The sequence below is a fragment of the Caballeronia sp. LjRoot29 genome (assembly GCF_964252755.1).
GTDB lineage: Bacteria > Pseudomonadota > Gammaproteobacteria > Burkholderiales > Burkholderiaceae > Caballeronia.
In genome coordinates this window covers 71,101-96,385 of record NZ_CAXUPU020000002.1, presented here as the reverse complement: position 1 = coordinate 96,385, position 25,285 = coordinate 71,101, and the positions used below count along the sequence as shown (strand labels likewise).

The following is a 25,285-nucleotide window of genomic DNA, read 5'->3' as shown; positions in this document are numbered from 1 at the left end:
ATGGCGCTTACGCTCACTGATATCCGGCATCTCTTCGACACTTACGGCGCCATTGCTTATAGCGGTGAACCGGTCACGCAACTCCAGCACGCACTGCAGACGGCGGCGCTGGCCGAGGAAGCGGGCGCAGACGAAACGCTCGTTGGCGCGGCATTTTTGCACGACCTGGGACACTTGCTGAACCTCCAGGGGGAGACGCCAAGCGAGCGGGGCATTGACGACTTGCACCAGTATTTCGCGCTGCCCTTCCTGCGGCCGTTGTTCGGTAATGCCGTGCTCGAACCGATCCGCCTGCATGTGGACGCAAAACGCTGTTTATGTGCAATTGATGACGAATATTTTTCGACGTTATCCGCCGATTCAGTCCGTAGCCTGAAATTGCAGGGAGGCATTTTCAGCCGGGAAGAATCGGATGATTTCATGCGCAAACCCTTCGCGCAGGAAGCACTTTCATTGCGCCGCTGGGATGATCTTGCAAAGAGTCCCGAGCGCGTTACGCCCTCGCTCGATCACTATATTCAGCTAATCGAAAGGCTGGCTGACAGCCACAACGCCGCGTCATAAAGGCGCGTTCAAATGGGGAAATGATCAGGAAACCAAAATAATTTAACAATTCTGTTTCAAGATCAGCTCAACTGCTTCCGATGACGGAAATGCGACAAAGGACGGACTGCCGGCGGATGTCGTGCCAGTTCCACGGCCCCCGCGGCCAATACCCAAAAAAATAAAAATAGCGTAACCTGCCTGTTCACCCGGCCCCGTCCCGCTTGACAGAACGCGGCTCGTACCTAGCGCGTTGTCCAGCAATGCATTTCTGGAGAGTTCGATGACATCCGTCGACCTGGAATTCGAACAGCTGAACAGCACCGTCGATGCGCTCAGGCGCTCCATTTCCAACCGCCTCATGTACGGCGTCGGCAAAGATGCCGTCACCGCGCAGCCACGCGACTGGCTTCATGCCGCCGAACTGGCGGTCCGCGACCGGCTAGTGGCGCGCTGGATGAAAACCACGCGCCAGCAATACGAGCAAGACGTCAAACGCGTCTACTACCTGTCAATGGAGTTCCTGATCGGCAGGACGTTTACTAATGCGTTGCTTGCCCTTGGCATTCACGACGAAGTCCGTGAAGCCCTTGCCGGCCTTGGCATAGACCTGAATACGCTAGAGAACCTGGAACCCGATGCCGCGCTCGGCAACGGTGGCCTGGGCCGCCTGGCCGCGTGTTTTCTCGACTCCATGGCGACCGTCGGCATTCCCGGTTTTGGCTATGGCATCCGTTACGAATACGGCATGTTCCGGCAGACCATCGTTGACGGCAATCAGGTCGAAACGCCCGATTACTGGCTGCGCGCCGGCAATCCTTGGGAGTTCCCGCGCCCCGAAGTGAACTATGTGATTCATTTTGGCGGACGTACGGTCCGTCATGATGACCGGACCGAATGGATCGATACGGAACACGTGAACGCCATGGCGTACGACACGGTGATCCCCGGTTTCGCCACGACCGCGACCAATACGCTGCGGCTCTGGTCGGCGCGGGCGACCGATGAATTCGACCTGTCCGCGTTCAACCAGGGCGATTATCGCCGGTCGGTGGAAGCGAAGAACACCTCGGAACACGTATCGCGCCTGCTGTATCCGGACGACTCTACGCAGGCCGGCCGCGAGCTGCGTTTGCGCCAGGAATACTTCTTCGTATCCGCGACGATGCAGGACCTGATCCGCCGCTATCAACGCACGCATACGCATTTTGGGCGGCTGGCGGAGAAGGTGGCGGTGCACCTGAACGACACCCATCCGGTGCTGGCCATCCCCGAGCTGATGCGCTTGCTGGTCGATACGCATCACGTGCCGTGGGACAAGGCATGGAAGCTGATTCAGCAAATGTTCTCGTACACGAACCACACCTTGATGCCCGAGGCGCTGGAAACGTGGGACGTGGAAATGCTGTCGCGGCTGTTGCCGCGCCACCTCGAGATCATCTTTGATATCAACGCCGATTTTCTCAAGCAGGTGGGCGAAAAGTTTGGACGCGACGTCGACCTGATCCGCCGCATTTCGCTGGTGGACGAATACGGTCAGCGGCGTGTACGCATGGCGCATCTTGCGATTGTTGCGAGCCACACGGTGAACGGCGTGTCGAAGCTGCATTCGCAGTTGATGACGCAGAATATTTTTGCCGATTTCGCGCGCATGTACCCCGAGCGTTTCACGAACGTGACGAACGGTATTACACCGCGCCGGTGGTTGTCGCAGGCGAGCCCGAAGCTGTCGTCGTTGATCGATGAACGGCTTGGACCGCGGTGGCGGACTGACTTGTTCGAGTTGGCCCGGCTGCGCGAATGGCGCGACGACCCTGAATTTACCAAAGCCTTTCATGACGCGAAGTTCGCGAGCAAGGTCCGGCTTGCCGCACGAGCGAAGCTTGAGACAGGGGCGATCATCGACCCGAATGCGCTGTTCGATTTGCAGGTCAAGCGCATTCACGAATACAAGCGTCAGTTGCTGAACATTTTGCATGTGATCGTGCGCTACAACCGGATTCGCGAGGAGCCGGAGAAGGCGTGGACACCGCGCGTGGTGATGTTTGCCGGCAAGGCGGCATCGGCCTACAAGATGGCCAAGACGATCATCAAGCTGATTAACGACGTGGCGGAGAAGGTCAACAACGATCCGTTGATTGGTGACCGGTTGAAGGTCGGTTTCATTCCGAACTATGGCGTGAGCGTGGCCGAACTGATTATTCCGGCAGCGGATTTATCGCAGCAGATTTCGATGGCGGGGACCGAAGCGTCGGGCACGGGCAACATGAAACTCGCGTTGAACGGCGCATTGACCATTGGCACGCTGGATGGCGCGAACATCGAGATTTGCGATGCCGTCGGGCGCGAGAACATGTTTATCTTTGGGCACTCAACCGAAGAGATTGATGCGTTGCGGGCGACCGGATACAGGCCGCGTCATATCTACGAAGAGAATCCTGAACTCAAGCTGGCGCTTGACCAAATCCGGCTTGGGCACTTTTCGCCGGACCAGCCGCATCGCTTCTATGACATCTTTCATACGCTGGTGGATTGGGGCGACCATTACATGGTGCTGGCGGACTTCGAGAGTTTCGACAAAGCCCAGGCAGACGTCGATGCGAAATTTCTCGATAAGGAAGCGTGGACGCGCAGTGCAATTGAAAACGTCGCGGGGATGGGGATTTTTTCGTCAGACCGGACGATTGCGGAATACGCCAAGCATATTTGGCACGTTGAGCCTTTGATCGTTTAACGTTTAACGTTTGATGTTTTAGCTCGCGCCGGTGGACGGGTTTTGAGGTCCATCGGTGCGAGTAGATCAAACCAAAAACTAAAACTAAAACCGACATTAGCGACGCAGTGTGAACGTCGTCGCGTGGCCCAAGGTTGCCTGCTCAAACCGGGACGTCACCACGCCAATCACATCGCTTAACGTCCGCGACGGCACTTCAACGTGCAACGTGACGCATTCATGCCGGCGATCTGTTGCTACCACCTGCATACGCGCTTCGCCGCCCAACGCCTTCTGCAAAACGCGCCGCGGCCCGCTGGAGTCAAGCCCCGGCAGGATGAGATCAAACGCAATAACCGTCTGGAGCTTACGCGTGGCCCGTACGAACGGCTTGGGCACAGGAACGGCAGATGAACGGACCGGGGAAGCAACGCTTGCCTGAAGCATCGGATGGTGCACCGTCTCGCGACGGGCGGTGGCTAGAACACGACCACTTTAGCGAGCCGCGCATTAACAATAGGCATGGATCGCGGCGGTCCGTGTAAAGAAAGTATTAATTCGGCTCGGGCGCAGATGAGGGCCCCGGCGTGGCTGTGGAAGCAGGCGCTGCCGGAATTCCTTCGCGCACGAGCTGCGCCACGCGCTGCGCGAACTCTTCGTCCTTCGTCGTGAAGACCTCACGCTCGCCTGCCGGCGTAGTGACGTACATCCTGTAGATCACGTCCTGCGTGATCCACGACAAATATCCCACTACCGCGATCATCACGCCCAGCAGCAACGCCGGTCCTGAACCGAGAATTCCTCCCGTTGCCGCCACGATCAAACCAATGACACCCAGTGCAATCGGCAAGGGCTTCTGCTTTGGCACCATGACCACCGTCGCGCCGCGCAAATCACGCAACGGAAAGAGCTGGCCCGCCGCGCTCAGGCCGGCGCGGGCAAACGTAATACCTCGTTCGTTGAAAGGGAGATCCTGTTGCATGGTTCGAAGTCTTGTCGGCGGAAAGAAAGGCGCAGATTAACAGACGCGCCCAACTCCGGCATCCCGCCGATCGTCGCACGAGATCTCACACGGTCGCAAAGGCGGCAAGCACCGCCGTCCCGTCCGTTACATTTCGAAACTTTTTCACCGCGTTTTCTGTCGATTTCGGCTTTGCTCGCGCGTCTAGCAGGTGAAGCCAACCCAAACCGGAGAGACCGATGAAATTCCTGTGCTTCATTTTCTTCGACGAACACGTGCTCGACGATCTGTCGAAACGGCAGTACGACGCACTAGTCGACGAATCCCTGGCATACGACGAACGCCTGCGAGAGAGCGGCCATTTCATCGCGGCGCAGGCGCTGCAATCCGCGAAGGAAGCGGTCACGTTGCGGGTTCGCGGTGAGCATGTTTCGATCACGGACGGTCCATTCGCCGAAACGAAGGAGCAGGTGGGCGGCTTTCTTCTTATCGAGGCACGCGACATGAATGACGCCATGCGCGTGGCTTCCGGCTTTCCCGGCGCACGGCTGGGCGGCGTGGAAGTGCGTCCGGTGAAGGAGTTGCGCGCGTCGTGGTCGGACGCATGAGTTGCACAATCTTAAAGGAGCAAACAATGGCAACGCTATTGAAAGACAGTCACGCTTTTAGCGGCTTTGCGGTGAAGGATCTTGCCGAAGCAAAGGCGTTTTACAGCGATATGCTGGCCCTCAAGGTGACGAGCGAGCCCATGGGCATTCTCAAGCTGCATCTCGCGGGCGGTAACCATGTACTTGTCTATCCCAAGGCCGATTACGTGCCGGCAACCTACACCGTGTTGAACTTCCCGGTCGATAGCGTGGAGCAGGCAGTCGATACGCTGAGCGCACGCGGCGTGAATTTCGAACACTACGACATGCCAGGTCTCAAGACCGATGCCAAGGGGATTTGCCGAGGCTCGGAAGGCCCGGTAATTGCCTGGTTCAAGGACCCGGCCGGCAATATTTTTTCGGTGCTTGAAGATCGATAGAAGTACCAGCTACGTTCACGCTTCCATCGTCGACTCGCTGGACACCAGCCGCAATTCGTCGGCAATGATGGCTATCAGCGCTTCCGCCGCCGCACTTAGCGGACGTCGCGGATGACTGATCCGCACGATATGACGCACGATCCGCGGCGCAAGAATGGGATACACGCGCAGCGTTCCCAGCCGCACCGCGCGCTCGACCACGATGCGCGGCAGGATTGTCGCGAAGCGCGTGCTTTCCACCAGCTTGACGATCGTGCTCAGCACGTCGATCTCGAAGCGCGGCGCGAGCAGCACGTCTTCGTGCTGCGCGGCGGTATCCAGTACGCCGCGCAAGCCATGACGTTTCGTGGGTAACACCAGTTCAAGATCAGGAAGCTGCGCAAGCTCGATGACATGCGGCAAGTCAGGCCCATGCACGGCGCTGGTGACGAGCACCATCTCTTCATCGAGCAAGGGCTGCGAGTCGAGCGACAGCCGCGAGCGAGGTTTGTTGATGAGCGCAGCGTCGAGTTGCCCGCCCGACACCCAGTCGATAAACGTCGCGCTGTAACCGTCTGCCACGGTGACTTCCACATGCGGATAACGAGCGTGAAATCGCGACAATGAATCCGCCAGCACGCTTTCCGTCACCGACGCAATCAAGCCTATCGATACATGCCCCGTCACCACTTCGTCGCGCTGCACCAGTTGCTGTCGCGCGTGTGCGAGATCCCGCATGATCGGCAGAAAGAGGCGGTACATCAGCCGTCCCGCTGCGGTTGGCGCCATGCCATGCGCGCCGCGTTCAAAGAGCTGCTGATGCAGTTCGTCCTCCAGCTTGGCGATCTGCATGCTCAACGCGGGCTGCACGATGTTCAGCCGCTTGGCGGCCCGCGTGACGGAGCCGTCCTCGAACAAGGCGATGAAATACTGAATCTGCTTCAGGTCCATGTAGGTCGCCTCAAAAAGAACAGGTCCGAAGTGCGGGCTATCAATAAGTCTAATACAGCAACCGCTATTTATCAGACGCCGCCCCGCAGGGTACCGCGCCCAAGCCCCATGCTATTGATATTCCACTAACAAAAGACTTTCATTGGGGCAAACACGGATATCACGGAGACTGATCGAAAACATCAAAAAACAGTATTAGAAGTTATGTCGCGTTGTCGTTACGCTTGATTTAAGAAATGAAGGAGACGCGATGGAGACGCAGATGAATCGACGTGACGCCGCGACGAACGGCCCCGCAACGACCCCCTTCGACACATTGTCGCTGCGTGGCTGGCTCGCGCACCTTTCCGCCACCGGACGCGTTGCGACCATCGCTAAACCGGTCGCGCTGAAACATGAGCTCGCGGCCGTGGCGAAGCGGCTCGACGGCAAGCAGGCAGCAATATTCCTCGCGCCGGGTGGACATGACATGCCGGTGGTCAGCGGCTTCATGTCCAGGCGCGCATGGATTGCCGAGGCCATGGGCGTAGCGGAGAAAGACCTGTTGCAGCGTTTCCGCGATGCGGCAGATCATCCTCTGCCATGGAAAGAAGTGCCCGCCGGCGAAGCCGCATGCCAGCAGGTCGTGCATACCAGCGGAATCGACCTTCACGCGTTGCTGCCGATCCCCACTCATAGCGAGCACGACAACGGTCCGTATATCACCGCAGGTCTTGTGATTGCGCGCAATCCGCGTACAGGCGTGCAGAACGTTTCGATCAACCGTATCCAGGTGCACGCTCGCGATCGCATGGCGATCTTGCTGCTGCCGCGCCATCTTCATGCGTTCCAGAAGACCGCGGAAGCTGCGGGTGATGCGCTCGATATTGCGATCGCAATCGGTGTCGATCCCCTGACCATGCTCGCGTCCCAGGCCATTTCGCCCATTGATTTCGATGAGCTGGAGATCGCCGGCGCACTGCACGGCGCGCCGCTGCCTGTCGTTAAATGCGTGACAAACGAGGTGCGCGTGCCGGCGTTCGCGGAGATCGTGATCGAGGGCCGCATCCTGCCCGACGTGCGCGAAGCGGAAGGCCCGTTCGGCGAGTTTCCGAAGTACTACAGCGCACAGGAAGCACGCGAAGTGATCGAGGTGACGGCGGTCACGCATCGGCGGAAACCGGTTTATCACACCATCGTGCCGGCAGAAATGGAGCACTTGCTGCTCGGCGGCATTCCGCGCGAGGCGACGCTTTTATCGCACCTTCAACGCAGTCATCCCGGCGTGACCGACGTGCATCTTTCAGTCGGCGGCGTATGCCGATACCACCTGTGGGTGCAGTTCGCGAAGAAGCGCGAGGGCGAGGCGAAGAACGTGATCCTGTGCTCATTCGGCGCGCATTACGACATCAAGCAAGTCGTGGTGGTGGACACCGACGTCGACATCCATGATCCCGCCGAAATCGAATGGGCGATCGCCACGCGTTTTCAGGCGGACCGCGATCTTGTGTTAATCGAAGGCGCGCAAGGCTCGCCGCTGGATCCATCGACAACCGTTGGTCATCCTGACGATGCCCCTCCGCATCTGCAGGGCATCAGCGCGAAGATGGGTCTGGATGCCACGCGGCCGGTGGCCTATTCGGGCCACGTGTTCACCCGCGTGCGGATTCCCGGCTACGACGCGGTCGATCTCGACACATTGGTCGCGCCCGATAACGCCGGCTTCGATACCTACCTGAGCGAGAGTTGATGAGCGCCGACCAAAAGCCGCGTCTGGTTGTCGGCATCTCGGGAGCGAGCGGCGCGGTCATTGGCGTGCGTCTGCTTGCTGCGCTGCGCCGGATTGGTACGCACGAGACGCATCTGATCGTGTCGGCATCGGGTGCGGTGACAGCCGCGCAGGAACTCGGCATCACGCGCCAGGATCTCGATGCGATGGCTGACGTCGTGCATAACGTCCGCGATATTGGCGCGTCGATTGCGAGCGGTTCCTTCGTCACCGCAGGCATGGTCGTGGCTCCCTGCTCGATGAAAACACTGGCTGCGGTGGCGAATGGATTTGCCGACAACCTGCTCACGCGCGCGGCCGACGTGATGCTGAAAGAGCGCCGCCGCCTGGTGCTGGTGGCGCGCGAAACGCCGCTCAATCTGGCGCACTTGCGCAACATGACCATGGCGACTGAAATGGGCGCGATCGTGATGCCGCCGGTGCCGGCGTTCTACGCGCATCCGAAAACCATCGAAGACGTTGTTGACCATACCGTCGGACGCATTCTCGATCTGTTCGGCATTGAGCATCGGGAAATAGCCCGGCGATGGAGCGGTCTTGCCGATGAGTTCGGTGCACGGCACACCGAAGGAGCGGACGAATGAACCAGCGCGAACAGACCGGCTTTGCCGGTGTCGACGCGCGAGCGTCAGAGGCGCTCGACACAGCGCACGAGGCGCAAAACGCGCCGAAGCCGAAGAACACTTACGTCGGGAAGTCGCTCGAACGTTTTGAAGACCCCGCCATCCTGACTGGCCGCGGGCGATATGGCGACGACCTTGCGATCAAGCCGGGCACGCTGCACGCGGCCGTGCTGCGCTCGCCGCACGCCCATGCCGAACTGGTTTCCATCGATACCACCGCGGCGCTTGCATGTGAAGGCGTTCGAGCAGTGCTGACGCGTGACGATCTCGCCGCGTGGTCACGTCCGTTCGTGGTCGGGGTGAAGTCGAAGATGGAACAGTGGGCGCTCGCGACCGAGCGTGTGCGCTACGTAGGCGAACCCGTTGCAGTGGTGATGGCCGAATCGCGTGCGCTGGCCGAGGACGCGCTCGACCTGATCAAGGTGGAATACAAGACGCTCGACCCGGTGACATCGATAGAAGGCGCGCTTAAAAGTGACGCCGCGGTGCTGCATCCGAACGTCGACACCAACGTGATCAGCGACCGAAGTTTCCGGTATGGCGAGCCCGAAACGGCATTCAGGAACGCGCCACATCGCGTGAAACTTGAAGCGCACTATCCGCGCAATACCTGCGCGCCGATCGAATGTGCCGTGGTAATCGCCGAGTATCTTTCCGGCGACGAAGGGTATGACGTCACCTCCAATTTCATGGGGCCGTTCTCGCTGCACGCAGTGATGGCGCTCGCGCTGAACGTTCCGGCCAACCGCTTGCGTCACAAGGCGCCGCGCGATTCGGGCGGCAGCTTCGGTGTGAAGCAGGCCGTATTTCCCTACGTCGTGCTGATGTGCCTGGCATCGCGCAAGGCGAACGCGCCGGTCAAATACGTGGAAGACCGGCTCGAGCACCTGAGCGCGGCGACCTCCGCTACGGCGCGGCTGACCACGCTCGAAGCAGCCGTGGAAAACGATGGCCGGATCACCGCGCTCAACTATGACCAGATCGAGGATTGCGGCGGGTATCTGCGCGCGCCGGAGCCTGCCACGTTTTATCGCATGCACGGCTGTTTAACGGGCGCGTACGCCATTCCCGCGCTGCTGGTGCGGAACAGGGTTGTCCTGACCAACAAGACGCCTACGGGCCTCGTACGCGGTTTCGGCGGGCCGCAGGTTTATTTCGCGCTCGAGCGCCTGATGCAACGTATTGCGATCGAGTTGAAGCTTGACGTGCTGGACGTGTACCGGCGCAATTTTGTTCCCGCCAATGCCTTCCCTTATCGCGCGGCGGCGGGCGCATTGCTGGACTCGGGCAACTATCAGGAAGCATTGAAACGCTCGCTCGCCGAGGGTGGATACGACGAGCTCAAGGCGCGCCGCGACGCTGCGCGCAAGGAAGGCCGTTTGTATGGCATCGGCTTTGCGGCGATTGTCGAGCCGTCGATATCGAACATGGGGTACATCACGACGGTGATGCCTGCTGAAGCCCGCAAGAAGGCAGGACCGAAGAGCGGTGCTATTGCGAGCGCGACGGTCAGCGTCGACCTGCTTGGCGGCGTGGTGGTGACGGTGGCGTCGACACCGGCGGGGCAAGGACACATGACCGTTTGCGCGCAAGTCGTGGCGGATGTGCTCGGACTCGCGCCGCACGAGATCGTGGTGAACGTGGAGTTCGATACGCACAAGGATGCGTGGTCGGTGGCGTCGGGAAACTATTCGAGCCGCTTTGCAGGGGCCGTCGCGGGCACGGTGCATCTCGCGGCCATGCGCGTGCGCGACAAGCTGGCGCGCATTGTTTCATCGCAGCTTGCGTGCAAGCCCGATGACATCCGTTTTGAAGGCGGACGCATCTATAAAGCAGGCGATGAAACGCATGCAATGCCCTTTGGCCGCGTCGCGAGCAATGCACCGCATTGGGCGCCTGCATTGCTACCCGAAGGCGAAGAGCCGGGTCTGCGCGAGACGGTGTTCTGGACGCCGGAAAACATGGATGCGCCTGATGAGCAGGACCGCATCAATACATCGGCGGCGTATGGTTTTGCCTTCGATATGTGCGGTGTTGAAGTGGACCGTGCAACGGGGCGCGTGCGGATCGACCGCTATGTCACCGCGCACGATGCCGGCACGTTGCTGAACCCCGCACTCGCCGATGGCCAGATCCGCGGCGCGTTCGCTCAGGGGCTCGGTGCGGCGCTGATGGAAGAGTTTCGTTATGGTGCCGACGGTAGCTTCCAGTCGGGCACATTGGCCGATTACCTGATGCCGACGACCTGCGAAGTGCCTGATCCTATGATCATTCACCTGGAGACGCCATCGCCGTTTACGCCGCTGGGCGCTAAGGGCTTGGGCGAAGGCAACAACATGAGCACGCCGCCTTGCATTGCAAATGCAGTGGCGGACGCGCTCGGTGTCGATGACATCCGTTTGCCCCTGACGCCTTCAAAGGTGATGGCGCTGGTGGGTATAGAGGATCCCGAACCTTCGCGGCCCGAGTTCCGGGAGACGCAGCAAAAGAAGCCGGTGTTGCCCGGCGGCAAGGCGTTGACCGCGCAAGGCAGCGTGGATCTCGCGGCATCGCCGGAAGCGATCTTCGCGGTGCTGCTCGATCCCAACGCGCTCGCCAAGGTGATCCCGGGTTGTCACGCGCTTGAAGCGAATGGCGAGAATTCTTATCGCGCCGATGTGACCGTGGGCGTGGGCATGATCAAGGCGCGTTTCGAAGCGCAGATCACGCTGTCCGACCTCGATCCGCCGCATCGATTGCGGCTCGCCGGGGCGGGCATGTCGTCGCTTGGCAGCGCGCGTGGCAATGGCCTCGTGGAACTCACGCCCGTTGGTACTGGCACGCGGCTCACCTATGACTACGAAGCGCAGGTCTCGGGCAAGGTTGCAGCCGTGGGCGGACGGATGCTTGAAGGCGCGGCGAAGGTCGTGTTGCGTCAACTGTTTGAATCACTGGGACGTCAGGCAGCAGGGAAGCCCGTAAAAAGCGGCGGTTCGTGGCTAGGCCGGCTCGTTGCACGTTTCAGGAGAACGTCATGAAGCCGGCGCCATTCGATTACCTGCGCGCCTTTTCCACGCACGACGCGCTCGAAGCGCTCGCGCAAACCGGTGAAGAGGCCCGCATTCTTGCAGGCGGCCAGTCCCTGATGGCCGTGCTGAACATGCGGCTTGCGCAACCGCGGGTGCTGATCGATATCTCTCGCACGGAGGAACTCGATCGCGTGAGCATCGACCGTGATTCTCTTGTCGTGAACGCAGCGGCTACTCAGGGCAGCGTGGAGTGGCGTCCGACGCTTCAGGACGAAGTGCCCTTGCTTGCGCTCGTGTTCCCGCACATTTCGCATTTTCAGATTCGCAATCGCGGCACCGTATGCGGGTCCATCGCGCATGCCGACCCGAGCGCTGAGCTGCCGCTGGTGCTTTCGGTGCTCGGTGGCGACGTGATGCTGCGATCGAGGAGACGCAAGCGCGCGCTCAAGGCAGAGGACTTTTTCCAGGGCATGTTGATGACCGCGCGCGAGCCCGATGAACTGGTTGAAGGCGTGCGGTTTCCGCTGAAGCGGGCCGGCGAGCGATACGCGTTTACCGAATTTTCTTCCCGTCACGGCGACTTCGCAATGGTCGCGTGCGCCACCGTGGTCACCGACACATCGATCAGGATCGCCGTAGGCGGCGTGGCGGACCGGCCAGTGGTCGAGCAATGGCCAAGGCTGCATGGCGACGACTTGCGTGGCGCGCTGAACGATTTGAGCTGGAAGCTGAACGCGCAGGACGACACCCATGTCAGCGCAACGTATAGACGCCATCTGGTGAGGCAACTCGGATGGCGCGTAATAGAGGAGGCGAAGTGAGCAAGACATCATCCACCACGCTTGCGCGCGGCGAGCGCCGGCGTATCACCGTGACACTCAACGGACGAGAACGTACGGGCTATTGCGAATCACGCGACCTGTTGTCCGATTTCGTGCGTCATGAACTGGGCGCGACCGGAACCCACGTCGGCTGCGAACACGGCGTGTGCGGTGCGTGCACCGTGCAGGTGGACGGCGTGGCGGCCCGTTCGTGCCTGATGCTCGCGGTGCAGGCGGAGGGACGCCGCGTTGACACGGTCGAAGGTCTCGCGCCTGATCAGACGCTAGGCGATCTGCAACGTGCCTTCCAGCGTCATCACGCATTGCAGTGCGGCTTCTGCACGGCCGGCATCCTGATGTCGTGCGCGGACTATCTCAAGCGCGTGCCGGACCCGACGGAAATGCAGGTGCGCGAGATGCTGTCAGGCCATCTGTGCCGATGTACAGGCTATACGCCGATCGTGGCGGCAGTGCTTGATGTAGCGGCATTACGTAAAAAGAACAGCGAGAAGGAGCCGGAACATGCTTGATCTCGGCCGGACCTTTTTGCAAAGCGTCGAACGCAGCCCGAACACGCTCGCCCTCGTGGATGGCGACGTGCAGCTGACTTACGTCAAGTGGCACGGCATCATTGCCAAGGCTGCTGGTGGTCTGCGCGAGCTGGGTCTCGTACGCGGCGACCGCTTGCTCGTCGTGCTGCAAAACCGCTGGGAAATGGCGACGTTGCATTGGGCTTGCCAGTTCGCCGGCATTGTCATGACGCCGTTGAACTGGCGCGCGAAGCCTGACGAACTCGACTACTGCGTGACCGATGCGGGCGCGAAAGCGATCGTATTCGAACCGGTTTCCGCAGATGCAGTCGATGCAAGCGAGGCGGCGCAGAAGATACCGCGTATCGCGCTGGACGATGCACGCGGCACGACATCATTCGACGCGTTGCTGAACGCACGTGCAGTGAACATCACGACAGAAGCCACGGCCGACGACCTGTCGCTGATCCTCTATACCTCCGGGACGACGGGCAAGGCGAAGGGCGTGCCGCGCCGTCACCGGCATGAGCGCGCCGCGGCGCTTGCACACGTCGCACAGAACCTGTACCGCTACGGTGAACGCACGCTGGGCGTCATGCCGCTTTATCACACCATGGGCGTGCGCTCGCTGCTCGCCATGGCGCTGGTCGATGGCCTGTTCGTGTGCGCGCGGCGCTGGAACGCACCCCATGCGCTGGAGTCGATCGGCACGTTCGAGCTCACCTGCCTGTATCTCGTGCCCACGCTTTACCACGATCTGCTGGCCGCACCGGGCTTTGCGAAAGCAAGCACGGGTTCGGTGACAAAGCTCGGCTTCGCGGGTGCGCCCATGAGTGATGGCTTGCTCAAGCGTTTGTCGGCCGCATTCAAGCCCGAACTGTTCGTGAATCACTATGGCTCTTCCGAGGTCTACACGTTCAGCATCGACCAGGACGCCACGCGCAAACCCGGCAGCGCCGGCCGCGCCGGCATCAACACGCGGCTGCGCGTGGTGAAGCTGGACGCAGCATCGCCGAACGATTTTGCGGCCGTGCACGAGGAAGGCCAGATCATTGCGGACCTGCTCGGCGACGAGGCATTCGAAGGTTACTGGAATCGTCCGGACGCGAATGCGAAGTCCTTGCGCGACGGCTGGTACTTCACCGGCGACACCGGTTTCTTCGACCAGGACGGTGACCTCTTCGTGAGCGGCCGCGTAGACGACATGATCATCAGCGGCGGAGAAAACATCTCGCCTGTCGATATTGAATCGGTGTTGTCGCTGCATCCGGCCGTGGACGAAGTGGCGGTCGCGGGCGTGAAAGACGAGCGCTGGGGACAGCGTGTAGTGGCATTCATCAAGCGCCGTGATTATGTTGAAGCCCACGCGCTCGACGCCTGGTGCCGCGAGTCGGACCTCGTGAATTTCAAGCGTCCGCGCGACTATGTTTTCGTCGACGAGATTCCGAAGTCGCCTGTCGGCAAGATCCTCCGCCGCAAATTATCTGCCGGTGAATATGACATCGACACCACGAATAACCCCATAGAAACAACGAAGGAGTAACCGATGACTGACTTGACCCATCGCGGCCAGACGCTGTTGCAGGACCTGGACGGCTTTTCGATTGAAGTCGATGAGAAACGCGAGCGCGCCGACATTATTTTGCATCGTCCGCCGCTCAACGTCATTTCGATGCACGCACGCGACCAGTTGCGCGCCGCGTTCGAAGCGCTCGACGAAGACGACCGCGTGCGCGTGATCGTCGTGCGCGCCATCGGCGAGCATTTTTCGAGCGGCGGCGACATCAAGGGCTTCCTTGAAGCATCGCCGGAACATGTGTCGAAACTGGCGTGGAATATTGCGGCGCCCGCTCGCTGCTCGAAGCCGGTGATCGCCGCGAATCGCGGCTTTTGCTTTGGGGTGGGCTTCGAGTTGTCGCTCGCTTGCGACTTCCGCATTGCAACCGATACAACCTTCTACGCTCTGCCGGAGCAGAAGCTCGGACAGATCCCGGGCTCGGGCGGCTCGGCGCGCCTGCAGCAGATGGTGGGCATTGGCAGGACCAAGGACATTGTGATGCGCTCGCGCCGGATCCCCGGCAAGCAGGCGTACGAATGGGGCATCGCGGTGGAGAGCGTAGCGGATTCGCAGCTTGAAGCCACGACCGATGCACTCGTCGATGAACTGCGTGCGTTCTCGCCGCTCGCGCAACGCACGGCGAAGAAGCTGCTCAACGACACGGAAGATGCTCCTCTCTCGATTGCTATCGAACTGGAAGGGCACAGCTATAGCCGGCTGCGTACATCCGACGATTTCCGTGAAGGCGTGGAAGCGTTCCACGGCAAACGCAAGCCGGTGTTTCGCGGTAGCTGAGATGAACACGCGAATGGTGCGCCGGCACTTAAATACCAACGAGAGCACGACATCTCGACGTGCCAAAAAACACGGCGTCATTCAACAGAATGCGCCGCGACCTTCAAGGAGATGACAATGTCCGTAGCAGCACAGGAAAGCGCCGCCGCGCCCGAAGTAAACACGCGACAGGTGATGGGCGCAGTCGTCGCCTCATGCCTGGGCTGGGCACTCGATCTATTTGATCTGTTTGTGCTTTTATACGTGGCTCCCGTGGTCGGCCGGCTGTTCTTTCCGTCCGAACATGCCATGCTTTCGCTGGCCGCGGTGTACGCGTCATTCGCGGTGACTCTGCTCATGCGTCCGCTTGGCTCCGCGTGGTTTGGGTCCTACGCGGACCGTCATGGCCGCAAGGGCGCGATGATTCTCGCCGTCGTTGGCGTGGGGATATCGACTGCGCTTTTCGGTGTCCTGCCTACCGTTGCACAGGTCGGACTGGTAGCGCCAATCCTGTTCCTCGCACTGCGTCTTGTGCAGGGCGTGTTCGTGGGCGGGGTGGTGGCGTCGACGCATACCATCGGCACTGAATCCGTCGCGCCGAAGTATCGCGGCGCGGTCTCCGGGTTGGTTGGCGGTGGCGGCGCGGGACTGGGCGCGTTGCTCGCTTCCATCGTGTACCTGACCATGTCGTCGATCTTTCCGGGCGAACTCTTCGACGTGTGGGGCTGGCGGTGCATGTTCTTCACCGGCATCATCAGTTCGGTGCTTGGACTGTTCGTGTTCAATAGTCTCGAAGAGTCGCCGCTGTGGCAAAAGCTCGCGGCTGAGAAAGCCGCAAAGGCCGCCGCGCGCGACATGTCGGCGCCGGTGGAAATCATCCGGTCACCAATTAAAACGCTGTTTTCGAGGGACTATCGCGGCATCTTGTTCGTCAACCTGCTGCTCACGATTGGTGGCGGCAGCGGTTATTACCTGACCTCGGGTTACCTGCCGACCTTCCTCAAGGTAGTGAGCCACGTGCCCAACGGCACGGCCGCCGGCATCCTGATGATCGCGAGCATCGGGGTGCTCGCGGCGTCGGTGGCGGCGGGGCACCTGAGCACGTTCATCGGACGCAAGAGCGCGTTTATCTGGCTCGGGCTGGTTCGCCTGGTCGCGCTGCCCGGTTTGTTCCTGCTGCTGCCCACCGCGCAAAGCATCACCATGATCGCCGTCTATGCGGTCGTGTTGAGCGCACTCGGCAGCGCGGGGTATGCGCCTATCCTGATCTTCCTGAACGAGCGTTTCCCCACCGCGATTCGTGCGACCGGAACGGGGCTGTCGTGGAATATAGGCTTCGCGATCGGCGGCATGATGCCGACCGCCGTGTCGCTGGTGGCGAAGGACCCGGGCGAGTTGCCGATGACGCTGGCGATCTTCGTCGGCGTGATCAGCGTGATCTTTCTCGTGGGCGCGTTCATCGTGCCGGAGACGCTGGGCAGGCTCGATAATCGGTCGGTGCAGCCAGGCTGATTTGCGCGATTTGTTCTTGAGAGCTATGGCGGCGCAACGGTCGTGGTCACGCGGCGAATGTTGTCCGTGATGATTTCGATGAGCGCATTCGTCGCGGCGCCAATCGGCCGCTTCGGGTGGCTCACGCATACGATATGCCGCACGATCCCCGGCGATGCAATGCGATAAGCGTGCAGCAGGCCGTCGTCCACTTTCCGCTGGACGACAACGCGCGGCAAGATGGTCGCCACATTGCTCTGTTCAACGAACTGCACGATCGTATTCAGCAGATCGATTTCAAACTTCGGCTGGATCACTATGTCCGCGTTGAGAAGCGCAGCATCCAGCACGCCGCGCAAACCGTTGCGGCGGGTGGGCAGTACGAGCTCGAGATCGCCGAGTTCAGCCAGGTCGATGGCCTCGGGCATCTGCCGTCCGTGAATGACGCTGGTCACCAGCACCATCTCTTCATCGAGCAAGGAACGCGTGTCGAGCGAGAGACGTCCGCGCGGCTTGTTGATGACCGCGGCATCCAGGCGCCCGGCCTCGACCGCATCAATCAATTGCGCGCTGAAACCGTCGGCTACTGACACCTCCACTTGCGGAAACAGCGCGTCGAAGGTGGCGAGCGATTCGGGCAGCACGCTCTCTGCTTCCGACGACACCATGCCGAGCGCGACGCGCCCCGTAACAATTACGTCGCTGCGACTGAGTTGCTCGCGGGCGTGTTCAATATCGCGAATAATGGGTACGTATAGCCGATACATCAGCCGCGCGGCTTCGGTCGGCGTCATGCCGTGCGGTCCACGCTCGAACAGCGGCTGGTGAAGCTCTGCCTCAAGCTTCGATATCTGCATGCTGAGCGCCGGCTGCACGATGTTGAGCCGCTTAGCCGCGCGCGTGACCGAGCCGTCCTCGAACAGCGCGATGAAATAGTGAATCTGCTTCAGGTCCATGAGCGGCAGCGCGTTTATCCGCGTGATCCAAAGGACGAATAAGACCACAAGCCTCAGGACGGCGCCAGCATGTTCTGGGCTTCAGGACGGCCGCGTCCCGCTCTTTCAGCTTGCGGCGCGGAACACTACTTGCTGCATTCTCCGCTTTCCCCCCAACACTCAAACCAACGCCCATGAAGCCCACTATTGTTTGCCACATGATGTCTTCCGTCGATGGCCGCAGTCTGACCGATGGCTGGCATCTCGACTTCGCGTCCGATCTCTACGAGAAAACAGCAGCGACTTTTGAAGCCGACGGCTGGATTTGCGGCCGCGTCACGATGCAGGAAATCGCGCACGGCGAGGGGTATCCGAAAGGCCTCGCGAAGCAGCCGATTCCTCGCACGAATCACTTCGCCCAACGCGGCGCGGATCAATACGCCATTTCCATTGACCCGAAGGGACTGGTTGAATGGAAATCGAATACCGCATTGAAGTCGCATGTGATCGAAGTGCTGACGGAGCAGGTCTCCGACGACTATCTCGCCTATCTTCAGTCAATTGACGTGTCGTACGTTTTCGGCGGCAAGACGGAGATCGATCTGGCTGAAGTGATCGATACGCTTGAACGCGAGCTGGGCGTGAAGAAGCTGATCGTAGAAGGCGGTTCGCACGTGAGCGGCGCGTTCGTGAATGCCGGTCTGGTCGATGAGGTGAGCGTGCTGATCATGCCACTGGTGGACGGCCGCAGTGAACATCCGTCGTCATTCGAAGTGCCGATGAACGCATGGAAAAACCCCGCATATCTGACCCTGGCGTCAGTTGAGCACGTCGAGCATGACGCGGTATGGCTTCGTTACGCACGCAAAACGAGTTGAAGACGACGGCAAGCGGCGAGATCCGGGATTACCCCTATCGTCGATAGTGGATTGCTTGTATATCGGTTTTATACGAAATATAATTCGTCTCATCGCGATTCTACCTAAAGCCGTTTTTCCATGGATATCGACGCTATTCACAAGGCCTTGGCCAATCCTGTCCGCCGCGAGATTCTCGCGTGGCTCAAGGACCCGGAGGTCTACTTTCCCGAGCAGGAATTTCCGCTCGTGAATGGCGTGTGCGCCGGTCAGATCGACGCGCGTTGCGATATGTCCCAATCCACGGTGTCGGCTCACCTGGCCACGCTTCATAAAGCGGGCCTCGTGACCTCAAAGCGGGTTGGGCAGTGGATATTCTTCAAGCGCGACGATGCGGTTATCCAGGCTTTTCTCGACCAGCTTCATAAGGGCCTTTGAAAAACGGCTCCCGAAGCGTCAGCTTGTTCACCGTGTTCTGGCTGCTGGTTCCCTTTACAGTCTATTTAGGAATGCTTTCAAAATGCCAAATCTTTTCGATCCGCTCAAAGCTGGTGCATTTAATCTTCGCAACCGCATCATCATGGCACCGCTCACGCGTCAGCGCGCAGGTGTTGAACGCGTGCCCAATGCGTTGATGGCGCAGTACTACGCTGAGCGCGCTGGCGCCGGCATGATCCTGAGCGAAGCGACCTCGGTTACGCCTCAAGGCGTGGGTTATGCTGAAACGCCGGGCATCTGGTCGGACGAGCAGGTCGAAGGCTGGAAGTTGGTGACGAAGGCCGTCCACGACGCAGGCGGCACGATCCTGCTGCAACTGTGGCACGTCGGCCGAATCTCCGACCCGATCTTCCTCAACGGCGACCTGCCGGTCGCGCCGAGCGCAATTGCAGCGCAAGGTCATGTGAGTCTCGTGCGGCCGCAACGCGAATTCGTGACGCCGCGCGCGCTTGAACTCGACGAGATTCAAGGCGTGGTTGCAGCTTTCCGCAAAGGTGCTGAGAACGCGAAGCTCGCCGGTTTCGACGGCGTTGAAGTGCACGGCGCAAACGGTTATCTGCTCGACCAATTCCTGCAGGACAGCACGAACAAACGCACGGACATCTACGGCGGTCCGGCTGAAAATCGTGCACGGCTGATGCTCGAAGTGGTCGACGCATGTATTGAAGTCTGGGGCGCTGACCGGGTTGGCATGCACCTCGCACCGCGCGCCGATTCGCACAGCATGGGCGACACTGATCCCGCTGCTACCTTCGGCTATGTTGCACGTGAGTTGGGCAAGCGCAAGATCGCGTTCATTGCTGCACGTGAACGCGTGGGCGAAGACTCGATCGGACCGCTGTTGAAGCGTGCCTTCGGTGGTGTTTATATCGCGAACGAGAAGTTCACCAAGGAAAGCGCGCAGGAAGCGCTCGACCGCGGTGATGCCGACGCCGTCGCGTGGGGGCAGTTGTTTATTGCCAACCCGGATCTCGTGAAACGCTTTGAGAGCAATGCCGTGTTGAACGCACCGGTTCCCGAAACGTTCTATGCTCGTGGCACCGAAGGGTACACGGACTATCCGACGCTCGAGACGATGGACTAAGCGGTCAGATTTTTGGTTGGCGGCAGCTGGTGGCTTCATGGGAAGTCACCGGCTGTTTTGTTTTCTTGGCTTCGCTTCTGAGCCGTGAACTCAGAGCAGGCAGGCCTTCAAATACCTCGAAGTATTGCTGTGTTTCCCCCGCTTCACCACGTCCTCCGGCGTGCCGCCGACCACTACCTTTCCGCCTTCCTCGCCCGCGCCCGGTCCCATGTCGATGACCCAGTCGCTTTGGGCCGCCACCCGCATGTCGTGCTCAACCACGATCACTGTGTTGCCCGCATCGACCAGACCCTGCAATTGAACCAGCAAGCGGTCGCTGTCCGTGGAATGCAACCCCGTTGTGGGCTCATCCAGGATGTAAAGGGTCTCGCCCCGCTGCGCTCGCTGAAGTTCGGTCGCGAGCTTGATTCGCTGCGCCTCGCCGCCAGACAACTCGGTCGCTGGTTGACCCAAACGCAAATAGCCCAGTCCAATGTCCTTGAGCACGGTCAACGCACGCATGATCTGCGGCTCGTCAGCGAAGAACGCGCAGGCGGTGTCCACGGTCATCTGCAGCACGTCCGCAATATTCTTACCCTGCCACTCGATCTCCAGCGTCTCCGGGTTGTAGCGTGTTCCTCCGCAGGTTGAACATGGTGCGTACACGCTCGGCATGAACAGCAATTCAACGCTCACGAATCCTTCGCCCTCGCACGTGGGACATCGACCCTTCGCCACATTGAACGAGAACCGGCCCGCGTCATAACGGCGGCGACGCGCCGTGGGCGTCTCCGCGAACAGCTTGCGCACATGATCGAAGAGGCCGGTGTAGGTGGCGAGATTCGAGCGCGGCGTGCGCCCAATCGGTTTCTGATCGACGCGAACCAGGCGCCGGATTCTCTCCATCCCGGCCGTGATTTCACCGCCAGTAGTAATGTCCTCGACATCCAGCAACGGATCGCGCTCCTCATCCGTTTCTGCCGCTATCGGCCGGCCGAGCCGCTCCGCAACCAACTCCGGCAGCGCCTGGCTGACGAGGCTGGATTTGCCCGAGCCAGAAACCCCTGTGACCGTCGTGAAGCAGCCGAGCGGAAACGCGACCTCCAGGTCCTGCAAGTTGTTACGCGTCACATTCGCAAGCCGCAGCCAGTCCGTCGGCGTGCGCTTCGAACGCGGAGCCGGCCGGCAATCGCCGAATAGATGCAGCCGCGTTTGCGATTCCTCGACGTGGGCCAATCCGGCGGGCGGCCCGCTATAGACAATCTGGCCGCCCGCCGTGCCCGCGGCCGGACCCACATCCACGAGCCAGTCCGCGCGGCGCATCATTTCCAGATCATGCTCGACCACGAACAGCGAATTGCCCGCGGCCTTCAGACGCTGCAACGCACTGAACAACGCTTCGCCATCGGCTGGATGAAGGCCGGCGGAGGGTTCATCTAGGACATAGATCACGCCGAACAATTGCGACGCGAGTTGCGTCGCAAGCCGCAGCCGCTGCAGCTCGCCCGACGACAAAGTCGGCGTGCCGCGGTCCAGCGCGAGGTACCCCAGTCCAAGATCGATGAGTGTAGTCAGGCGTTCGAGCAACTCGCTTGCAATGCGTTGAGCCGCGACTTGCTTCTCTTTCGATTGATTCGTAGTCCGTCTAATATCGGGGGAGGCTTTGTGCTCCGATCCGCCGGATGCGACCCGTCGTGCGACGGCGGCACGCATCTCGTCCTTGCTCAATATCTCGCTGTCCGATGGTGCCGCGGCCGCTGGATCCTTCGCGGCCGCCGGCGCTTCACCGCGAGCGACCGGACGCAATACATCGGCGACACGGGCGAGCGGCATCTGCGATAACTCGCCTATATCAAGCCCCGCGAACGTCACGGATAGCGCCTCGGGTTTCAATCGTTTGCCATGGCACGACGGACACGCGCTGCTCACCATGAAACGCGATACGCGCTTCTTCATCAACGCGCTTTGCGTGTTGGCGAAGGTGTGCAGCACATAGCGCCGCGCGCCGGTGAACGTGCCCTGGTAGCTCGGTTCCGCGTGGCGTTTGAGCGCCGCGCGTGTTTCCTGCGGCGTCATGCCGGCGTACACGGGCGCGGTCGGCGTCTCGTCCGTGAACAGGATCCAGTCGCGGTCTTGCTTCGGCAAGTCGCGCCACGGTTTATCGACATCGAATCCGAGCGTGACCAGGATGTCGCGCAGGTTCTGACCATGCCATGCCGGCGGCCATGCAGCGACGGCGCGCTCGCGGATAGTCAGCGAGTCGTCGGGGACCATCGATTGTTCGGTCACCTCGTAGACACGCCCCAGGCCGTGACACGTGGGACACGCCCCTTGTACCGTGTTCGGCGAGAAGTCCTCGGCGAACAGCATGGGTTGTTTCGCCGGGTAGGTGCCGGTGCGCGAGTACAGCATGCGCACGAGGCTGGACAGCGTGGTGACGCTGCCCACCGACGAGCGCGCGTTGGGCGTACCGCGTTGCTGCTGCAGAGCGACAGCGGGTGGCAGACCTTCGATGGAATCCACTTCCGGCACGCCAACCTGCTCGATGAGGCGACGCGCATAAGGAGCCACGGATTCGAAATAACGGCGCTGCGCTTCGGCGTAGAGCGTGCCGAACGCCAGCGATGACTTGCCCGATCCCGAGACGCCGGTAAAGACGACGAGAGCGTCGCGCGGAATGTCGACATCAATGTTGCGCAGGTTGTGCTCGCGGGCGCCGCGCACCCGCACGAAGCCGGTCCGGGAAGGGTCAAGCGATGTCGATGTCGATATCGATATCGATTTGTCGTCGGGTTGCTTGTTTCTGATTGCCATGCGTTTTAAAGCCATTGTGGTATTGGTTTGCCCAGACGGCCGCAAGGTCGTGTCCGAACACGATGAAGTGGCCACGCGGATGGCCGACAGTTTAGGTGGCTGCCGAAAATACTGTCGATACGGCAGGGGCATTGGGCGCACGAGGCGTGCCTGCATGCCTGCTTTGTGATATCCGGGATTTTCACCCGGGTGCACAGAGGGGATTTAAGCCGTCGGCAACAAAAAATCGGCCAATTAGTTAGTTTGTTATGTTTCTGTGCAATGGTGTAATTGACGTTCGGTAATAGCATGGAGTATCAAGCGCTTTAAACACTGTTTGGCGGTTCACGCTCAATCTCCACGGGCAAAACATAAAGCGATTGCGTTTGAAGGTTTCTCCCTTAGACTATTAACTCGCAAGGCTGCGAATGGTGTTGGATTATTTCATTACCTAAAATTATCGTCCTCATAATGCATAAACAGTCTACGTGCCGGTTGGCGGGATTGTTGCGAAGACCGGTAAAAAAAGAGATGTGTTGCAGTACTCGGTTAATAAGGCACAACTCACGCATAACCTGAAAATTCATTGCCGCTTTACTCCCAAAGGGACTGGCGTTCCTCGAAAACGTCGCTCTTTCAAGCAGTCGATCATTTCTGGAGGTGTTGGATGGCAAAATCTACAAAGGCGGGCTCGCAGGAACAATCCAAGATCGCGGCGCTCAGCCCGTTCGAACTCAAGGACGAATTAATCAAGGCCGCCGGCGGCGGTGCGGTCGAGCGTCCCGCCAACGCGGCCATGCTCAATGCTGGCCGGGGTAATCCGAATTTCCTCGCCACCATTCCGCGCCACGGCTTCTGGCAACTGGGCCTGTTCGCCATGCGTGAGTCGGAGCGATCGTTCGCCCACATGCCCGAAGGGCTGGGCGGCTTTCCGAAGCGCGAGGGACTGGAAGAGCGCTTTGAAATCTTTGCCCGCGACAATAAAGGCGTTCCCGGCATTGACTTCCTGCGCGGCGTGCTCTCGTATGTGCGCGACCAGCTCGGCCTGAGTGGCAGCGAATTCCTTTATGAAATGTGCGAAGGGATTCTTGCGTCGAATTATCCGGTGCCCGATCGGATGCTCAAGTTGTCGGAGGTGATTGTTGCGCAGTACCTGAAGAAAGAAATGATCGGCAAACATCCATTCGTCGGCGACTTCGATATCTTCGCAACTGAAGGCGGCACCGCCGCCATGACCTATATCTTCAACACGATGCGCGAGAATCACCTGATCAAACCAGGTGACACCATCGCGCTGGGCTCGCCGATCTTTACGCCGTATATCGAGATTCCGACGCTTAACGACTACCAGTTGAACGTGGTCAATCTGGATGCCGACGTGGAACTCGGCTGGCAATATTCGAAGAAGGAACTCGACAAGCTGCGCGATCCGAAGGTGAAAGCGTTCTTCCTCGTGAATCCGAGCAATCCGCCTTCGGTCAAGATGAATACCGAAAGCCTGGAGTACATCGCGGAGATCGTGAAGGAACGGCCCGACCTGATCCTCCTGACCGACGACGTGTACGGCACCTTCGCCGACGACTTCGTCTCGCTGTTCGCCCTGTGTCCGAGGAACACTATCCTCGTGTATTCGTATTCGAAGTATTTCGGCGCGACAGGCTGGCGGCTCGGCACGATCGCCATGCACCGCGAGAACGTGATCGATGACCTGATCCGCAAGTTGCCGAAGGATCAGCGCAAGGAATTGCACGAGCGCTATGAGTCGATCACCACCGAGCCGGAGAACCTGAAGTTCATCGACCGCCTGGTGGCCGACAGCCGTACCGTCGCGCTGAACCACACGGCGGGGCTTTCCACGCCTCAGCAAGTGCAGATGGTGCTGTTCTCGCTGTTCGCGCTGATGGATACGCCTGACGCGTACAAGAACGCGCTCAAGCGCCTGATTCGTGGCCGCAAAGAGGCGTTGTACCGGGAGATAGGGATATCGTTTGACGACAGCGACGTGAATCAGGTCGATTACTACACCATCATCGACCTCGAATTCCTCGGCAATCGTGCGTACGGGCCGGAGTTCGTCGCGTGGCTCTTCAAGAATACCGAGCCCTCCGAGCTGCTGTTCCGCCTTGCGAAAGAAGCACGTGTCGTGCTCTTGCCGGGACGCGGCTTCGGTACGCAGCACCCATCGGGCCGCGTGTCGCTTGCCAATCTCAATGAGAGCGACTACAAGGCGATCGGCCGCGCGATGCGCAAGCTGATGGTGGAGTATGTCGAGCGCTATAACGCCGCAACGGGCAAGTCGCTCGATAAAAACAAGGTGCTCTAAGCCAGCAACGACGCCTCGAAAAGACGTCTGCTTAAGCGTCAAACGAAAAACGGGCCACCGGGAAAAGTT

At 60.1% G+C, this 25,285-nt stretch carries 21 protein-coding genes; 16 read left to right on the top strand and 5 right to left on the bottom strand.

Translation table 11 applies throughout. The annotated features are described in order from the left end of the window. Together ACSQ83_RS02595 and ACSQ83_RS02590 are read left to right on the top strand one after the other, a co-directional pair. The gene (locus tag ACSQ83_RS02595) at positions 1-564 is read left to right on the top strand and encodes a phosphonate degradation HD-domain oxygenase (RefSeq protein ID WP_414949253.1); all 564 of its coding nucleotides are present in this window, start codon (positions 1-3) and stop codon (positions 562-564) included. A gap of 262 nt (positions 565-826) precedes the next feature. After that, complete coding sequence (locus ACSQ83_RS02590) at positions 827-3,277, top strand: glycogen/starch/alpha-glucan phosphorylase (RefSeq protein WP_414949255.1); 2,451 nt, start codon at positions 827-829, stop codon at positions 3,275-3,277. Between the two features lie 96 nt (positions 3,278-3,373). On the opposite strand, the gene ACSQ83_RS02585 is transcribed toward ACSQ83_RS02590, so the two are convergent. After that, on the bottom strand, positions 3,374-3,703 hold the full coding sequence (locus ACSQ83_RS02585; protein WP_414949256.1) for a hypothetical protein: 330 nt from the start codon (positions 3,701-3,703) through the stop codon (positions 3,374-3,376). A gap of 106 nt (positions 3,704-3,809) precedes the next feature. Further along, the gene (locus ACSQ83_RS02580; protein WP_414966796.1) at positions 3,810-4,238 is read right to left on the bottom strand and encodes a DUF6232 family protein; all 429 of its coding nucleotides are present in this window, start codon (positions 4,236-4,238) and stop codon (positions 3,810-3,812) included. A 218-nt stretch (positions 4,239-4,456) separates the two neighbouring features. Here ACSQ83_RS02580 and ACSQ83_RS02575 point away from each other — a divergent pair, with 218 nt between their 5' ends. Both ACSQ83_RS02575 and ACSQ83_RS02570 read left to right on the top strand, forming a co-directional pair. Further along, entirely contained in the window at positions 4,457-4,825 is a 369-nt protein-coding gene (locus ACSQ83_RS02575) for a YciI family protein (protein WP_414966795.1), read from the top strand. Positions 4,826-4,851: 26 nt separating this feature from the next. Beyond that, complete coding sequence (locus ACSQ83_RS02570; protein ID WP_436227137.1) at positions 4,852-5,244, top strand: VOC family protein; 393 nt, start codon at positions 4,852-4,854, stop codon at positions 5,242-5,244. A gap of 15 nt (positions 5,245-5,259) precedes the next feature. On the opposite strand, the gene ACSQ83_RS02565 is transcribed toward ACSQ83_RS02570, so the two are convergent. After that, entirely contained in the window at positions 5,260-6,174 is a 915-nt protein-coding gene (locus tag ACSQ83_RS02565; RefSeq protein WP_414949262.1) for a LysR family transcriptional regulator, read from the bottom strand. Positions 6,175-6,436: 262 nt separating this feature from the next. Between ACSQ83_RS02565 and ACSQ83_RS02560 the strand changes: the two genes are divergently transcribed. From ACSQ83_RS02560 to ACSQ83_RS02525, 8 genes are all read left to right on the top strand, one after another. Then, a complete protein-coding gene (locus tag ACSQ83_RS02560) occupies positions 6,437-7,903 on the top strand; it encodes a UbiD family decarboxylase (RefSeq protein WP_436227136.1) in 1,467 nt (488 codons plus the stop codon). After that, positions 7,903-8,526 carry a UbiX family flavin prenyltransferase gene (locus tag ACSQ83_RS02555; RefSeq protein ID WP_436227135.1) on the top strand — a complete coding sequence of 208 codons (624 nt, stop codon included), beginning with the start codon at positions 7,903-7,905 and terminating at the stop codon, positions 8,524-8,526. Before ACSQ83_RS02560 ends, ACSQ83_RS02555 begins: the two co-directional genes overlap by 1 nt. Next, complete coding sequence (locus ACSQ83_RS02550; protein WP_436227134.1) at positions 8,523-11,582, top strand: xanthine dehydrogenase family protein molybdopterin-binding subunit; 3,060 nt, start codon at positions 8,523-8,525, stop codon at positions 11,580-11,582. Before ACSQ83_RS02555 ends, ACSQ83_RS02550 begins: the two co-directional genes overlap by 4 nt. Further along, on the top strand, positions 11,579-12,394 hold the full coding sequence (locus tag ACSQ83_RS02545) for an FAD binding domain-containing protein (protein ID WP_436227133.1): 816 nt from the start codon (positions 11,579-11,581) through the stop codon (positions 12,392-12,394). Before ACSQ83_RS02550 ends, ACSQ83_RS02545 begins: the two co-directional genes overlap by 4 nt. Beyond that, complete coding sequence (locus ACSQ83_RS02540; protein WP_436227132.1) at positions 12,391-12,924, top strand: (2Fe-2S)-binding protein; 534 nt, start codon at positions 12,391-12,393, stop codon at positions 12,922-12,924. The genes ACSQ83_RS02545 and ACSQ83_RS02540 overlap by 4 nt, the downstream gene beginning before the upstream one ends. Next, positions 12,917-14,467, top strand: coding sequence for an AMP-binding protein (locus tag ACSQ83_RS02535; RefSeq protein WP_436227131.1), 1,551 nt, complete (start codon positions 12,917-12,919; stop codon positions 14,465-14,467). Before ACSQ83_RS02540 ends, ACSQ83_RS02535 begins: the two co-directional genes overlap by 8 nt. 3 nt (positions 14,468-14,470) lie before the next feature. Beyond that, positions 14,471-15,277 carry an enoyl-CoA hydratase/isomerase family protein gene (locus tag ACSQ83_RS02530; RefSeq protein ID WP_414949273.1) on the top strand — a complete coding sequence of 269 codons (807 nt, stop codon included), beginning with the start codon at positions 14,471-14,473 and terminating at the stop codon, positions 15,275-15,277. Positions 15,278-15,394: 117 nt separating this feature from the next. Beyond that, positions 15,395-16,768: an MFS transporter gene (locus ACSQ83_RS02525; protein WP_436227130.1), complete on the top strand. Its 1,374-nt coding sequence runs from the start codon at positions 15,395-15,397 to the stop codon at positions 16,766-16,768. Positions 16,769-16,791: 23 nt separating this feature from the next. On the opposite strand, the gene ACSQ83_RS02520 is transcribed toward ACSQ83_RS02525, so the two are convergent. Further along, a complete protein-coding gene (locus ACSQ83_RS02520; protein ID WP_436227129.1) occupies positions 16,792-17,703 on the bottom strand; it encodes a LysR family transcriptional regulator in 912 nt (303 codons plus the stop codon). 173 nt (positions 17,704-17,876) lie between these two features. Here ACSQ83_RS02520 and ACSQ83_RS02515 point away from each other — a divergent pair, with 173 nt between their 5' ends. The 3 genes from ACSQ83_RS02515 to ACSQ83_RS02505 all read left to right on the top strand — a co-directional run bounded on the left by ACSQ83_RS02515 (position 17,877) and on the right by ACSQ83_RS02505 (position 20,121). Then, entirely contained in the window at positions 17,877-18,560 is a 684-nt protein-coding gene (locus tag ACSQ83_RS02515; protein ID WP_436227128.1) for a dihydrofolate reductase family protein, read from the top strand. 120 nt (positions 18,561-18,680) lie between these two features. Further along, positions 18,681-18,977 carry an ArsR/SmtB family transcription factor gene (locus ACSQ83_RS02510; protein ID WP_414949279.1) on the top strand — a complete coding sequence of 99 codons (297 nt, stop codon included), beginning with the start codon at positions 18,681-18,683 and terminating at the stop codon, positions 18,975-18,977. 82 nt (positions 18,978-19,059) lie between these two features. Continuing rightward, the gene (locus tag ACSQ83_RS02505) at positions 19,060-20,121 is read left to right on the top strand and encodes an alkene reductase (RefSeq protein WP_436227127.1); all 1,062 of its coding nucleotides are present in this window, start codon (positions 19,060-19,062) and stop codon (positions 20,119-20,121) included. A gap of 90 nt (positions 20,122-20,211) precedes the next feature. Here the strand turns inward: ACSQ83_RS02505 and ACSQ83_RS02500 are convergent, their stop codons facing one another. Next, a complete protein-coding gene (locus tag ACSQ83_RS02500; protein WP_436227126.1) occupies positions 20,212-22,914 on the bottom strand; it encodes an excinuclease ABC subunit A in 2,703 nt (900 codons plus the stop codon). 646 nt (positions 22,915-23,560) lie between these two features. Between ACSQ83_RS02500 and ACSQ83_RS02495 the strand changes: the two genes are divergently transcribed. Continuing rightward, the gene (locus ACSQ83_RS02495) at positions 23,561-25,216 is read left to right on the top strand and encodes a bifunctional aspartate transaminase/aspartate 4-decarboxylase (protein WP_414949285.1); all 1,656 of its coding nucleotides are present in this window, start codon (positions 23,561-23,563) and stop codon (positions 25,214-25,216) included. Positions 25,217-25,285: the final 69 nt, after the last annotated feature.